The organism is Bacillus sp. BPN334 (assembly GCF_008368885.1).
Classification (GTDB): Bacteria; Bacillota; Bacilli; order Bacillales; family Bacillaceae_G; genus Bacillus_A; species Bacillus_A wiedmannii.
This window is the reverse complement of record NZ_QOZW01000005.1, coordinates 299506-312172: the sequence shown is the minus strand read 5'-3', so window position 1 is coordinate 312172 and position 12667 is coordinate 299506. Positions and strand designations below refer to the sequence as shown.

Genomic DNA, 12667 nt, shown 5'->3' with positions numbered 1-12667 from the left:
GAAATTGAATAAAAAAGGGGAGCGTTTTGTAAGCGAAGTTACGAACCATATTAAATCAAAAGAAGCAAAGAGCTTTGTAGCAACTGAACTAGACTTTCACTTAAAACAGGCGAAGAACACATGGATAGAAAAAGGATTAAGTGAGGAAGTCGCTGAAAATAAAGCTGTGGAACAAATGGGAAGTCCGATTAAATTAGGGCAGGAGCTTAACAAACTACATAAGCCAAAGGTGGATTGGTTCTTACTTATTTTATTAGTGGCTGCTATGGGGTTAGGGTTTTTGCCAGTTTTAGCTTTTGAATATACGAATGATGTAATAATGAATAAGGTGATATTTGTTATTCTCGGTGTTATAACAGCGATTGGGATGATGTTACTTGATTATCGGAAATTAGAGAGAATGGGATTGTTGTTTTACACAATCGGAGTAGTTGTCCTGTTAATGCTATACTGTTTTCCAAACGCTTCAATGATTGGAGAACCGTTAATAAAAATTGGTCCAATTGCAGTTGACTGTTTAATGGCAGTACCTTTCTTTTTTCTAGCTTGGGCTTCTTTTTTCAATAATAATAGGCTAAAGGTTATACATCTTGTGGTTTTATATTTATTTTCTTTGTATTTATTTTTAATTGTATCCACCCTTTCGTCAATTTTTGTTTATATGACAATGGTATTCGTTATGCTTTGGTGGAGTAAGTTAGGAAAGAAAACGGCGTTGATTATTACGATTGTACCCATTTGTTTATTTATTATTAAGGCATCGGTATCCTGGTCTTCAGGATACCACTTAGATAGAGTTTTAGGGTATTTAAATCCTGAGAGTGATGCAGGTGGCGCAGGATTTATGTATATACGTTTAAAAGAGGTAATGTCGTCGGCTGGTTGGTTTGGTACATCTGGAGATACAAAGTTCATCCCTGCTGCGGATACTGATTTTGTGTTTGCAAGTTTGACTTACTATTATGGGTATGTGCTTGCGCTAATTCTTGTTTCCGTTCTTTCTCTTTTTGTAGCAAGATTAGTAATCATATCTTATAAAATAAATGACCGATATGGTAAATTGCTTCTCGTTGGAGGAATGACTCTTTTCGTAGTCCAGTTTATTTATAACGTGGGCATGATTTTAGGTTTATTACCGATTGCTTCTATATCGTTGCCTTTTATTAGTTATGGATTAACACCAACTGTATTCCATGCGCTTTTAATAGGGATCGTGTTAAGTGTATATCGACGTAAAGATATGTCGTTTAACATGAGAAAAACACCTTGATAATTATCAAGGTGTTTTCGTTATAAGCTCAAAACTCTCCGAATCAGCCCGAAGTATAAAAGGACTAACCTCGCCAACGCTATAAAGTTGCAGTTTATGCATCGCGCGCGTACAAGCAGTGTAGAACAATCTACGAACGCTCTCATCGCTGTACACATCTTTAGAAGCATCGTAAATAATGACAGCATCAAATTCGATACCTTTCGCTAAGTAAGCAGGGATCACGACAATGCCTTGCTCATACTCGGCTGAGTTACTTTTCACGAGTTTAATATTCTCGATATGACTAAGTGCTTCGTAGGCAGCGGCGCTTTCAGCTGCAGATTTACATATAATTGCGATCGTATTATGCTGCTCTTTTTGTAGTTCAGCAACTTTGGCAGTAATATGTTCGTGCAGTTCGCTGTCATTCGATACTTTCGTCACTGTAGGTTTCTCACCGTCACGTTCAAAGGCGTGAATGTTCTCTCCTTCCGGTACGAGAGCACGTGTAAATTCAATAATCGGTTTTGTTGAGCGATAGCTACGAGTTAAGTTGATACCGTTCGTTTCATCTGGTCCGTATAAGCTAGTAAGTGTATTGAAATTCACTGCTTCACTCGCATGGGCAAATATCGCTTGGTTAAAGTCTCCAAGTACAGTCATTCTTGCAGCAGGGAAGAGACGTTTTAAAAACTCAAATTGAAACGGCGAATAATCTTGTGCTTCGTCTACGAGTACATGTTTAATCGATCTATTCGTTTGGAAGCCTTCAATTAATTCTTTTAAAAGTAAGAATGGAGTCGCATCCTCATAATATAGCTTTCCTTCATCGAGCATGTTTACTGTTAATGAGCAAATGTCATCCCACTCTTTCGGTTTTTCCTCAGCAACCCATGATGCATCTGTGAAGAGTTGTTTATATATGCCTGTGAAGTTGATGAAGCGCAATGTTTGAACACCTTTACGAAGCGGCTTCAATTTTTTACGGACAATCATACGTCCAAGTACTTTCGTTTCTTTCTCAAAATCATTAAAGGAGTTGTCGTCAAACTCGCCTTTTTTCTGTAAATATTTATAAGCCTTTTGGTATTCATCTTTACTAAGTAATTCAATTTCCTCTTCTACCCAAGGCTTTTTCAGTTCTGTTTTTTCAATTGCATCTATTTGTTTATTTAGCCAATCCGTTAACTTTTCAATTCGATTATGGAAGCGGAGGGAGGAGTCAGTATTGTAAAACTGCTCTGTAATTTCTTTAGCAGAAGCAATTAACTTTCCTCTAAATTTCATTCCTCTAAATAGCATGCCTGAAGATTCAAGAGATTGTCTGTACGCTCGAATCATCTCGAAAAATTGGGTGGATGCTTTAAATCGAATGCTCGCATTTCTCGTTTTATAGGTAGGGCTATCCGTTTCAGTTAACATATATTCTAATTGTTCATAAGGATCTTCAACGTCAAATGACTTGCTTAGTCTATGGTTTAAATATTCTTGGAATGTCACTTGCTGCATATTTTCTTCACCGAGTTCAGGTAGTACGTTAGAAACGTAGCTGTTGAACATAGAGTTAGGGGAGAAGAGAATAATTTGATCCGCTTTTAACCATTCGCGATATTTATATAGTAAGTAGGCGATTCGTTGTAGGGCAGCTGACGTTTTCCCGCTACCAGCAGCTCCTTGCACGATAAGTAGTCGGCCTTCATCGTGACGAATAATTTCATTTTGCTCGCGCTGAATCGTAGCAACGATACTTTGCATATGTTTGTTCGTACCTTTTCCGAGCGCTTGTTGCAGAATTTCATCGCCAATTGTAAGACTCGTATCGAACATAGAATCAATCTCGCCATTTTGGATAATGTATTGTAATTTTTTCTCCACATTACCGTGGATTACGCCGCCTGGTGTACTGTATTCAGCCGGTCCTGGTGGATAATCGTAGTACACACTCGAAATAGGTGCGCGCCAGTCATATATAAGGAAGTTTTCTCCGCTTGCATCAGTAAGTGTAGCTACGCCGATATAAATTTGATCCGCAGCAGATTCTCCTTCTTCTTTGAAATCAATTCGTCCAAAGTAAGGTGCTTTATGCATACGTCGTAGTGCAGCAAGTCGATTAAAGGTGTGCTTATGGGTAATTTGTGTGACAGCTAGTGACTGAGCTTGTTGTCTTAAGTTGATAACTGTTTCAAGATAATCATCAAAAGTATCAGTATTCACTTTTACGTCATCCCAAAAGTGTTTACGAATATGGATTACTTCTGCCCGGCGTCTGCCAGTTTCGTTTTCCAGTTTATCAATTTGCGCCGTAATCGTTTCTATTACGGTATCCAATCGTTTTTGCTCTAAATCAAGTTTTTTGTTCATACGGTAAGCACTCCTTTAAAAGTGAAAAATAGAGGTTGACTGAAGATGTGTTTTGGTGTACAATTAAGATACGGATAAATACGTTCTGTATATTTTCTAAAGCGTGTTTCTGTACTAATTTAACATAGTTTTTTAATTTAATCAATGATAATAAGATAAACCTTGGTTCCGTGTGTGATGGAATCAAGGTTTTTGGTTTTTCTTTAAGAAAGAATTGAAATTTTGTCGAGGAGAACTTAAGTAAAGCATAAAAGAAAATGAGGAATAGGGGATACTGATGGAAAAACATTTTGAGGAAGCGCATCGCTTTTGTTCTCGTAATAGAAAACATTTAGAAAAAGATGTTGTATGTGGTTGTTTTTATTGTTTGGAAATTTTCAATCCAGGCAAAATTACAGAGTGGTGGGATGATGATAACACAGCAGTTTGTCCGCATTGTGGGATTGACGCTATTATCGGAGAAAGCTCTGGATTTAAAATCACAGAAATGTTTTTAAGTGAAATGCATAAAAGATGGTTTTAGTTAAATGAATGACAAAATCAACTTCTGTTAACGAAGATTATGTAAATATATAAGTAACTAAGATTTTACACGATCCATAAAACGAAAAAGATGTTAACCTTTCTGTAGAATCGGGGAAGTAATCATATAATTTCATTTATCCAATCTACACGTAATGTATCACGAGAAGAGAGCATACAAAAAAAGCTTGGGCCGAAGCCCAAGCTTTTTTCACTTCATTATTTCTTTTCTTCTTTCTTATCGTCAGCTTTTTGCTCTTTGAAAAGATCTTTTAAATCTTTATCGTCAACTTTTACGTCAGCTTTTTTGATTTCTTTCATCATAAGATCGTTCATGAATTCAGCGTCTTGTGCTTTCTTCGCAACTAGCTCTTTTTTCAGGTCAGCTTTTGATTGCTCGAATGGTTTTTCTGGCTCTTTAATGTCTGTAACTTTAATGATGTGGTAACCGAATTGTGTTTTTACAGGTTCGCTTACTTCATCTTTTTTCAGTTTATAAGTAGCATCTTCGAATTCTTTAACCATTTTACCATGTTCGATGAATCCTAAGTCGCCACCTTTTTCTTTTGAACCAGTATCTTCAGAGTATTGTTTCGCTAACTCTTCGAAAGATTTACCTTGTCCAAGTTCCTCTTTAACTTTTTTCGCAGTCGCTTCATCTTTTACAAGAATGTGGCTTGCTTTAACTTCAGGCTTGTAGTTATCTTTTAATTCTTTATCAGTGATTGTTTTCTCGATAGCTTTTTCTTGAGCTAATTGAGCACGCACACCAGTTTTTAAAGTTTCTTCTTTAATACCTTGTTGTTTTAATAGTGTATCGAATTGATCACCGTATTGTTTTTTCATTTCATCGAACTTTTTGTCTACTTCTTTGTCTTCAACTTTGTAGTTTTTAATAAGTACTTTTTCCATAACCATGTTGTTTAGTACTTGTTTACCAGCTTGTGTCTTCATTTGATTGTAGAACTCGTCTTTTGTAATGTCACCAGCTTTAGATGTAACGATTTTGTCTGATGATGATCCTGTTCCACATGCTGATAATGCGATTACACTTGTTGCGGCTAAGGCAAGCATAGCTTTCTTCATTCGATAAACACTCCTACTATTATGTATTTTTAATTTATCCTACACCAATGAATTTTGGTTCATAAGAGCCCGATTAAGTCTCACTGATACTTTTGCTTTTTTCGTTGGTAAAGCGCGCTTAACAGGGCTTACCGAGGCTGAGGATAAAGTTAAGATGCGTGTCATTTATTTCATAGTATAAGCAATATGTACAAAATTTAATATATCATATTTCGACTCAATTTCATATTGATAAAGAAAATTTAACCAGTACGTGTCAGATTTTGAAGGTGTTCCGTATTGGGCGCATGCCGCATATATAGAAAAGAGGAGGGGATGGGGATGAATTCTCAACTTATTTTATTACTTGTACTGTTTATTTTATTGGTTATAGTAGGTATAATTTGCTTATAGAGGAAAAAAGTGAGGAAGGGGCTTCCTTCCTCACTTTCCATGAAATATAATTTCTATATAACTAGAAATTAATAAAATTGTTATACATACATTGATAACCCGAAAGACACCGGGTTGGCGGCTCGCAGCTATTTGTTTTCGTTCACACAGTGTATGTGTCATAAAATTCGTGTAAAATATAACAAGAAGTGCGAATGCGACAAAAACAACTGTTATAAGTGTCATGAGGCGAGACCTCCTTTTGGCTAAAATACATATACTTTATATATTGTATCATACGATATTTTGTTCGTGTTATAAAATTCAGAAATAGAAGACTTTGTGTTAGAAAGTGAGGGAGAAAATGGACGTTGTTAGAAGATTAGAACAAGCTGAATACTACGTAGACCTACTATTTAAAATGATTGATGAAGAAAAGTGTCCATTTTATTCTTTAATCATAAAGAAAAAAGCTCGCAAAAAAGATGTTGAACGTATACTACATCTTTGTGAAATGCTGAACGAGCAATATGTAGTGGAGAAAGCAGAAGGGCTTCTTTTGTTCGATGCGCTGTTAGAGCAATTTGAAAAAGCGCTTCCACATCAGCTCGAAGTACACGAAACTGCGGAAGCGCTAGCAAAACAAGGTTTATTTAAGCCGCTTATGAATGAATTCTTAAGCATGATTGAGAATAAATAAATAGGTTACTTCTTAACTAACTTCTGATCGGATTCCGTAAAATTCTCCTCAATATTCTCTAATGATTTCTCAAAAATATCGATGAAGTCTTGTCCGTAAATGTTGCGCAAGATAGCGATAAGTTCGATATTTTCTGGGAACTTACCATAGAAATTACGAAGTGCAAGAGCCCCATTAAATACAGAGTTATTTTCAGGATCATACTCCTCCATTAAGCGAAGTAGTAATTCTTCCCCTTTGTCTGTAATCTCAATGTACGTATTTCGTTTATCATCTTCTTTTTTCGAGAACACAAGATAGCCGCGTTCTTCTAGCTTTTTCGAGAAGTTAAACGCCGTTGATACGTGCATAACTCCAAACTTAGCAATCTCAGAAATAGAAGCCCCTTTTAAATGATAAGCGATTGACAAAATATGATGCTCATTAATGTTTAAATCGTAAGGCTTAATCCACTGTTGCCAATCTTTCTCTACGCATTTCCATAACGCTTTCGATAATTGAGCAATGCGTTGGCTGAAAATCATCGCTTCTTTTACCGAGTAATCTTTTTCTCCACTTTTCATTTACTCACCCACTTTAACATTCTTTTTCATTACTATCTATTATGCCAGTAAAGTAAAAATTAATAAAGTCTTTTTGTGAGAATTGTGAAAATTTTTCGGAAAAATGACATTCTATACAAATCATGCATAAGCATGGAAGCGTTTTATGAGTCGTGAATACATGTGTTGTCCTTACATGTTAAGTGATAACATATATTGTAAATGCATAAAAACACGGCATATCTGTGTGATATGCCGTGTTAAGGTCAATTTATATAAAAAATATTTGTTATATGCAAAAAACTAAGCAGGAATTTGTTTACGCTTTTTCCGGAACAGCTTCTTGTAGTTTCTCAATTGATTTTTGAATGTCCAAAATTTCTTGCTCAATATGTCGTTTGTTTTGAGAAATATCTTGCTTCCAGTTAGAAAGCGTGTCTTGCATATCTTCTTTTAATTCTTGAAACACTTCTTTACCTTCCGAAGCAGTTTCAACGATTTGACGTTTTAATAATTTTGTATCAGCTGTAATATCAGCTAAAGTCTTTTTAATATCAGTTCCTTTTTCTTTCAGCTTACCGCGCATAGCTTTACCAGAAGAAGGAGTAGAGAAAAGAACGGCTAATCCAGCAACTGCTCCGCCGCAAATGACACCTGTAATAAAGGATTTAGCTTTTGACATAAAAGGAAACCTCCTTATTTTTTGTTCGTATTCATGATGTGAAAAAATATGCATATCTTTAAGACGAGGGAAAGAAAAGTGTGCAATGCACATTCCCTGGCATCTTGAATGGAGAAACAAGCCGTGCAATATGTAATCACTTTAGGAAAGTGGCTTGTTATGTATTACTTCTTATTATAGTGTCATTATTTCACACTATTTGCAATTGTACTTGCGATGTTTTGTAAATTTTCCATTGTGTATTCATTTTGATGTGATTTCCAAACAGCACCGAAACCATCGTTTTCACCGTAGCGTGGAATTAAATGAAGGTGGAAGTGGAACACAGTTTGTCCAGCTTTTTCACCGTTATTGTTAAGTAGGTTGAAGCCAACTGGATTAAACTCTGCTTTAATCGCATTTGCGATTTTCGGAACGACAGAAAAAATGTGTGATGCGATTTCTGGCGTTAACGCAAAAATGTCTTGTTTGTGAACTTTTGGAATAACAAGAGTATGTCCTTTTGTTACTTGACTAATATCTAAAAATGCAAGCACATGTTCATCTTCGTATACTTTTGAGCAAGGGATTTGCCCGTCAATAATTTTACAAAAAATACAATTATCCGCTGTATGGTTCATTGATCTCATCCTTTCAAGTAGCCTTAGCCGTATTTTACCATAATTATATAAGAGAACAAACACGAAAAACAGGAAGCTGAGTCAGCTTCCTGTTTTCTGAAGAGGGATTGAAAAAGCATTATCGTAATTTACGTTTCGCAGACACCTCATTTATTTAAGAAATGCACGGTAAATCGGCTAAAGTTTCCGCCGTAGACACCCCATTTTCAAGTGAAATGAATTGCAATCTTTATAAAAGGAAATTGTTTATTTTTTAAAACAGTATATGCTCTTTCGGAGACACCCCGTTTCTAAAATGAAACAAATGATCTGGTTATGTGTAAATTTCTTTGTCCAACATGGACACCCCATTTCATGATGACTTCACTATGTTGTTGTACTCATCAATTGGTGGTCGCTTTTTCAATGTGTTCCTTCTTCACTAATTATGATGTCCGCTTTCGTAAAAATATATGCGAACAAATTTAAATTTTTTTTGAGGGCATCGATACTATGTAGTACAGCGCTATTTTTGGTAAGATGAATATAGAATGAATACTAATGAAGAAAGTGGTGTCGTATGAGCGAGTTATTGCGTGTAGAAAATGTTACAGGAGGATATACGAAACGACCTGTACTAAAAGATGTTTCGTTCTCTGTGAATAAAGGCGAACTTGTCGGCTTAATCGGTTTAAATGGAGCCGGGAAGAGTACGACGATTAAACATATTATCGGTTTAATGGAACCAAAAAAAGGAGCTGTCACAATTAATGGGAAAACAATTCGTGATGATATGACAGCGTACCGTTCTAGTTTTTCGTTCATCCCAGAAACACCGGTATTATATGACGAGCTAACGCTAGAAGAACATTTGAAGTTAACAGCGATGGCGTACGGTGTCGATGAAAAACAATATGAAGAACGTGTAGGGCAACTATTACAAGAATTTCGCATGAAAAATCGTTTAAAATGGTTTCCATCTCATTTCTCAAAAGGGATGAAACAAAAAGTAATGATTATGAGTGCGTTTTTAGTGGAACCATCTCTTTATATTGTGGACGAACCTTTCGTTGGGCTTGATCCGTTAGCGATTCAATCACTTCTTCAAATGATGGATCAAATGAAAAAGAGCGGTGCAGGAATCTTAATGAGTACACATATTTTAGCGACGGCAGAGCGTTATTGTGATTCGTTTATTATTCTGCATCAAGGCGAAGTAAGAGCGAAGGGGACATTATCTGAACTGCAATCCGATTTTAATATGCCAGGTGCAACGCTAGATGATATTTATATTGCATTAACGAAGGAAGAAGATTATGAATAGCACAGCATTATGGAAAGAACGATTTCGTCACTTTCTAAAAGAAGTTCGTACATATAGTAAATACGTATTTAATGATCATTTGAAATTTATTTTCGTATTCATCATCGGCGCAGGAGCGTATTATTACCAGCAATGGTTACAAACGTTAACACCGTCGTTTCCGACAGCGCTCGTTATGGCAGTGTTGCTTGGACTCGTATTAACGGCCGGATCGATACAAACGTTATTAAAAGAAGCGGATCTCGTTTACTTGCTGCCAGTTGAACAAAAGTTAAAACCTTATTTTACAAAGGCATTTCTCTTTACGTTTATGATTCAGTTATACATAATCGCAATCGTAGCGGCAGCGCTTGCCCCGTTATACTTCCAGCAAATGAAGCAAACAGGAGCTGCTTACATATGGATTGTACTCGCGTTTGTCATTGTAAAAGCGTGGAACTTATTCGTCGCGTGGGAAAAATCATTTTTAACAGACCAAAATATACAAAGAGCTGATTGGTTCATTCGTTTTATTTTAAACGGATTATTTGTATACTTCCTTGTAGAGCGTACTTCCGTCATTTTTGTTGGCGGAATCGTCCTTCTCATGATGTTATACCTTGTAGTACTACATCAAATGGTGAAGGGAAAGCCGCTAAACTGGGAGTATTTAATTTCTGAAGAAGGTAAGAAGATGATGCTGCTGTACCGCATCGCGAATATGTTCGTTGATGTACCTGCATTAAAAGAAAGAGTAGCACGTAGAAAATGGCTTGATTTCATTCTTTCAATGATTGGTGAAAAGCGTACATATTTATACTTATATACAAGAACGTTTTTACGATCTGGTAACTATTTCGGTTTATATGTGCGTTTGCTCGCTCTTGGAGGAGTTATTCTTTACTTCATTCCATTTTTATATGGACGATTTATCGTAAGCCTTATTTTCCTATATTTAATCGGTTATCAGCTATTAACTTTATGGAAGCATCACCGCATGAAGATTTGGCTTGATTTGTATCCCGTCGGGGGAGAAGAGAAGAAGAAAGATTTTCTTGTCTTATTAAATACGATCCTTATTACCGGCAGCGTTGTATTTACAGTTATATTCGCCTTTGCGACGAAAAATTTCATGATGACGGGAATTTTACTAGTCGTAAGCATAGTATTTAGTATCGGTTTCGTTTATCAATACGGGGTGAAACGTATTGAGCGTTTAAATTGAAGGGAATGAACCTATGATTACATACGAAGAGAAGGTTATAAAAGAATTGGAACAGTGGAAAGCTACATTCATGAAAGATTCTTCGATGATGACACGGTTCTCTAAGAAAGTGCAGACGAAAGTACAACAGCTTATTCCGGCGAAAGTGCAAAAAGTATTAACAGAAACGATTCGGATGATGGTGCAAACAATTAGTGCCGGATCAAACTTTATAAAGCCAAAATTAAAAGAGACGAACTGGTCATTGCAAAGAAGAGACGACGAAGTACGTAAAAAAATGGATGAGTACAAAAAAATAGCAGCGGCAGAAGGAGCAGGGACGGGAGCTGGCGGTATTCTCCTTGGTCTTGCTGATTTTCCGCTTTTACTTGGCATTAAAATTAAATTTTTATTCGATGCAGCAACGTTGTACGGATTTGATACGAGCGATAAAGAAGAGCGCCTTTTTATCCTTCACGTTTTCCAACTTGCTTTTTCAAGTGACGATTACCGAAAAGAAATATGGAAAGCAATCGAAACGTGGGATACAGAAGAAGAAAATCATATGGACTGGGAAAAGTTCCAAACAGAGTACCGAGACTATATCGATTTAGCAAAAATGCTTCAGCTCGTACCAATAATCGGTGCCCCAGTCGGCGCATATGCGAACTATCAACTACTGCAAAGACTCGGAGAAGTGACGATGAATTGTTATCGTATGCGATTACTGAATAGAAATTAAAAAGAAAGCATCCTAAATTGTGGTTTAGGATGCTTTTTTTTAGAAGTTAATGCCGTTATAGCCAACTCCGACTACAATCAATACGATAAAGAGCACAATGAGTACTATATACCCACTACTAACGCTCTTGCCATCTTGTCCAGCTTCACCGCCACCAGTGCCACCACTACCGCCTTTACCGCCAAGTCCCATAGGAATATCCTCCTTATTGTTATAGGTTGCTTTTACTTTATACTTTTCTGCATTTACCAATAAATCCCTTCTGTTACTCTAACTAACTTGCAAATCATTTCGTTTCATTTTATAATTTATTTACCGACCGGTAAGTAAAAATAAGTGGGGTACAGTATGACAAAGAATTTACAAACATCGCAAAACATTGTAGAAGCATCATTTAAACTCATGGCAGAGCACGGCATTGAGAAGATGAGCCTTTCCATGATTGCGAAAGAGGTAGGTATTTCAAAACCGGCTATTTATTATCATTTTTCTTCTAAAGAAGCGTTAGTTGATTTTTTATTTGAAGAAATTTTTTCTGGGTATCATTTCGTGAGTTATTTCATTAAAGAACAATATACGAAAGAAAATTTTGCAGAAAAGTTAATCGCTGATGGTTTACATATGCTCTCTGAGTATGAAGGACAAGAAGGCATACTACGCGTCATAAATGAATTCATCGTAACTGCATTGCGAAATGAAAAGTATCAGAAACGCTTATTTGAAATACAAGAAGATTTTTTAAATGGTTTCCACGATTTATTGAAGAAAGGTGTGGAACTTGACGTTGTGTCACAACAGGCAACGGAAGAAAATGCACATACGTTAGCGCTCGTGATCGATAATATGAGTAATTACATGTTAATGGGATTCCAGTTAAAGTATAAAGAAATTTGGATTCGAAATGTGAAAAATGTAATGAAGGAGGAATAAAAGTGAAAATGCAAAAAAACTGGTGGCTCGGTTTTCTTGGATTCATTGGGCTTTATCCCGCATTAACGGGCAGTAAGACCCCCACCTCAAAATTCAGCGAAAGCAAAGAAGTTAGGTGGGGATCAACTGCCCGTAAAAGCCTGATTGGTTCAACTAATAATCAGTGGGGGATGAACAAAACCCCCACTGATTAAAGTTTCACTTTATAAAATACCAGGTATAATAGAGGCTTTTCAAGCGGATGGAAGTTGGCTGAAGTTAATCGGTTTCATTTGGTTACTTTGGTTCGGATATTTTATCCCTGAGAAGAAAGATAATTAAATTACAATTTTCTGTAAAGTTATGTAAAATATAGTTTGAGAGTATTCGTAT

16 protein-coding genes are annotated in these 12667 nt (G+C 36.3%); 9 read left to right on the top strand and 7 right to left on the bottom strand.

The window, feature by feature from the left end:
* Positions 1-4 precede the first annotated feature (4 nt).
* Positions 5-1270, top strand: coding sequence for an FtsW/RodA/SpoVE family cell cycle protein (locus DN393_RS05850; protein WP_149173362.1), 1266 nt, complete (start codon positions 5-7; stop codon positions 1268-1270).
* Between the two features lie 6 nt (positions 1271-1276).
* Here DN393_RS05850 and helD read toward each other — a convergent pair whose 3' ends face one another.
* A complete protein-coding gene (gene helD / locus DN393_RS05845; RefSeq protein ID WP_149173361.1) occupies positions 1277-3613 on the bottom strand; it encodes an RNA polymerase recycling motor HelD in 2337 nt (778 codons plus the stop codon).
* 277 nt (positions 3614-3890) lie between these two features.
* On the opposite strand from helD, the gene DN393_RS05840 reads away from it, so the two are divergent.
* Positions 3891-4136: a hypothetical protein gene (locus tag DN393_RS05840; protein WP_064473819.1), complete on the top strand. Its 246-nt coding sequence runs from the start codon at positions 3891-3893 to the stop codon at positions 4134-4136.
* Between the two features lie 218 nt (positions 4137-4354).
* Here DN393_RS05840 and prsA read toward each other — a convergent pair whose 3' ends face one another.
* The gene (gene prsA, locus DN393_RS05835; protein ID WP_064473820.1) at positions 4355-5221 is read right to left on the bottom strand and encodes a peptidylprolyl isomerase PrsA; all 867 of its coding nucleotides are present in this window, start codon (positions 5219-5221) and stop codon (positions 4355-4357) included.
* 279 nt (positions 5222-5500) lie between these two features.
* On the opposite strand from prsA, the gene DN393_RS32370 reads away from it, so the two are divergent.
* Positions 5501-5614, top strand: a complete 114-nt coding sequence (locus tag DN393_RS32370) for a hypothetical protein (RefSeq protein ID WP_002007073.1) — start codon at positions 5501-5503, stop codon at positions 5612-5614.
* Positions 5615-5644: 30 nt separating this feature from the next.
* Here the strand turns inward: DN393_RS32370 and DN393_RS05830 are convergent, their stop codons facing one another.
* Complete coding sequence (locus DN393_RS05830; protein ID WP_000172690.1) at positions 5645-5839, bottom strand: hypothetical protein; 195 nt, start codon at positions 5837-5839, stop codon at positions 5645-5647.
* 118 nt (positions 5840-5957) lie between these two features.
* On the opposite strand from DN393_RS05830, the gene DN393_RS05825 reads away from it, so the two are divergent.
* The gene (locus DN393_RS05825) at positions 5958-6293 is read left to right on the top strand and encodes a DUF1878 family protein (protein WP_064473821.1); all 336 of its coding nucleotides are present in this window, start codon (positions 5958-5960) and stop codon (positions 6291-6293) included.
* 5 nt (positions 6294-6298) lie between these two features.
* Here DN393_RS05825 and DN393_RS05820 read toward each other — a convergent pair whose 3' ends face one another.
* The 3 genes from DN393_RS05820 to DN393_RS05810 form a co-directional block, all read right to left on the bottom strand.
* On the bottom strand, positions 6299-6856 hold the full coding sequence (locus DN393_RS05820) for an HTH-type transcriptional regulator Hpr (RefSeq protein ID WP_000834920.1): 558 nt from the start codon (positions 6854-6856) through the stop codon (positions 6299-6301).
* Positions 6857-7154: 298 nt separating this feature from the next.
* A complete protein-coding gene (locus DN393_RS05815) occupies positions 7155-7517 on the bottom strand; it encodes a YtxH domain-containing protein (RefSeq protein WP_000030297.1) in 363 nt (120 codons plus the stop codon).
* Positions 7518-7702: 185 nt separating this feature from the next.
* Entirely contained in the window at positions 7703-8137 is a 435-nt protein-coding gene (locus tag DN393_RS05810; RefSeq protein ID WP_001016840.1) for an HIT family protein, read from the bottom strand.
* Between the two features lie 559 nt (positions 8138-8696).
* Here DN393_RS05810 and ecsA point away from each other — a divergent pair.
* Genes ecsA through ecsC form a run of 3 tightly spaced genes read left to right on the top strand, consistent with a single transcriptional unit; the run spans position 8697 to position 11365 of the window.
* Complete coding sequence (gene ecsA / locus DN393_RS05805) at positions 8697-9440, top strand: ABC transporter ATP-binding protein EcsA (protein WP_064473822.1); 744 nt, start codon at positions 8697-8699, stop codon at positions 9438-9440.
* Positions 9433-10644, top strand: a complete 1212-nt coding sequence (gene ecsB / locus DN393_RS05800) for an ABC transporter permease EcsB (RefSeq protein ID WP_098102753.1) — start codon at positions 9433-9435, stop codon at positions 10642-10644. Before ecsA ends, ecsB begins: the two co-directional genes overlap by 8 nt.
* A 13-nt stretch (positions 10645-10657) precedes the next feature.
* Positions 10658-11365, top strand: a complete 708-nt coding sequence (ecsC, locus tag DN393_RS05795) for an ecs operon protein EcsC (protein WP_064473824.1) — start codon at positions 10658-10660, stop codon at positions 11363-11365.
* Between the two features lie 39 nt (positions 11366-11404).
* Here the strand turns inward: ecsC and DN393_RS05790 are convergent, their stop codons facing one another.
* A complete protein-coding gene (locus DN393_RS05790; RefSeq protein ID WP_075310498.1) occupies positions 11405-11557 on the bottom strand; it encodes a sporulation protein YjcZ in 153 nt (50 codons plus the stop codon).
* 156 nt (positions 11558-11713) lie between these two features.
* Between DN393_RS05790 and DN393_RS05785 the strand changes: the two genes are divergently transcribed.
* Both DN393_RS05785 and DN393_RS05780 read left to right on the top strand, forming a co-directional pair.
* A complete protein-coding gene (locus DN393_RS05785; protein ID WP_149173360.1) occupies positions 11714-12295 on the top strand; it encodes a TetR/AcrR family transcriptional regulator in 582 nt (193 codons plus the stop codon).
* 8 nt (positions 12296-12303) lie between these two features.
* Positions 12304-12489: a hypothetical protein gene (locus DN393_RS05780; RefSeq protein WP_064473836.1), complete on the top strand. Its 186-nt coding sequence runs from the start codon at positions 12304-12306 to the stop codon at positions 12487-12489.
* Positions 12490-12667: the final 178 nt, after the last annotated feature.

Bases quoted from the DNA above. Each gene is read 5' to 3' on its own strand.
- DN393_RS05780 (WP_064473836.1), top strand. From the start codon at position 12,304: ATGCAAAAAAACTGGTGGCTCGGTTTTCTTGGATTCATTGGGCTTTAT.
- helD (WP_149173361.1), bottom strand. From the start codon at position 3,613: ATGAACAAAAAACTTGATTTAGAGCAAAAACGATTGGATACCGTAATA.
- DN393_RS05830 (WP_000172690.1), bottom strand. From the start codon at position 5,839: ATGACACTTATAACAGTTGTTTTTGTCGCATTCGCACTTCTTGTTATA.
- DN393_RS05815 (WP_000030297.1), bottom strand. From the start codon at position 7,517: ATGTCAAAAGCTAAATCCTTTATTACAGGTGTCATTTGCGGCGGAGCA.
- ecsC (WP_064473824.1), top strand. From the start codon at position 10,658: ATGATTACATACGAAGAGAAGGTTATAAAAGAATTGGAACAGTGGAAA.
- ecsA (WP_064473822.1), top strand. From the start codon at position 8,697: ATGAGCGAGTTATTGCGTGTAGAAAATGTTACAGGAGGATATACGAAA.
- ecsB (WP_098102753.1), top strand. From the start codon at position 9,433: ATGAATAGCACAGCATTATGGAAAGAACGATTTCGTCACTTTCTAAAA.
- DN393_RS05785 (WP_149173360.1), top strand. From the start codon at position 11,714: ATGACAAAGAATTTACAAACATCGCAAAACATTGTAGAAGCATCATTT.
- DN393_RS05810 (WP_001016840.1), bottom strand. From the start codon at position 8,137: ATGAACCATACAGCGGATAATTGTATTTTTTGTAAAATTATTGACGGG.
- DN393_RS05820 (WP_000834920.1), bottom strand. From the start codon at position 6,856: ATGAAAAGTGGAGAAAAAGATTACTCGGTAAAAGAAGCGATGATTTTC.
- DN393_RS05790 (WP_075310498.1), bottom strand. From the start codon at position 11,557: ATGGGACTTGGCGGTAAAGGCGGTAGTGGTGGCACTGGTGGCGGTGAA.
- DN393_RS05840 (WP_064473819.1), top strand. From the start codon at position 3,891: ATGGAAAAACATTTTGAGGAAGCGCATCGCTTTTGTTCTCGTAATAGA.
- prsA (WP_064473820.1), bottom strand. From the start codon at position 5,221: ATGAAGAAAGCTATGCTTGCCTTAGCCGCAACAAGTGTAATCGCATTA.
- DN393_RS05825 (WP_064473821.1), top strand. From the start codon at position 5,958: ATGGACGTTGTTAGAAGATTAGAACAAGCTGAATACTACGTAGACCTA.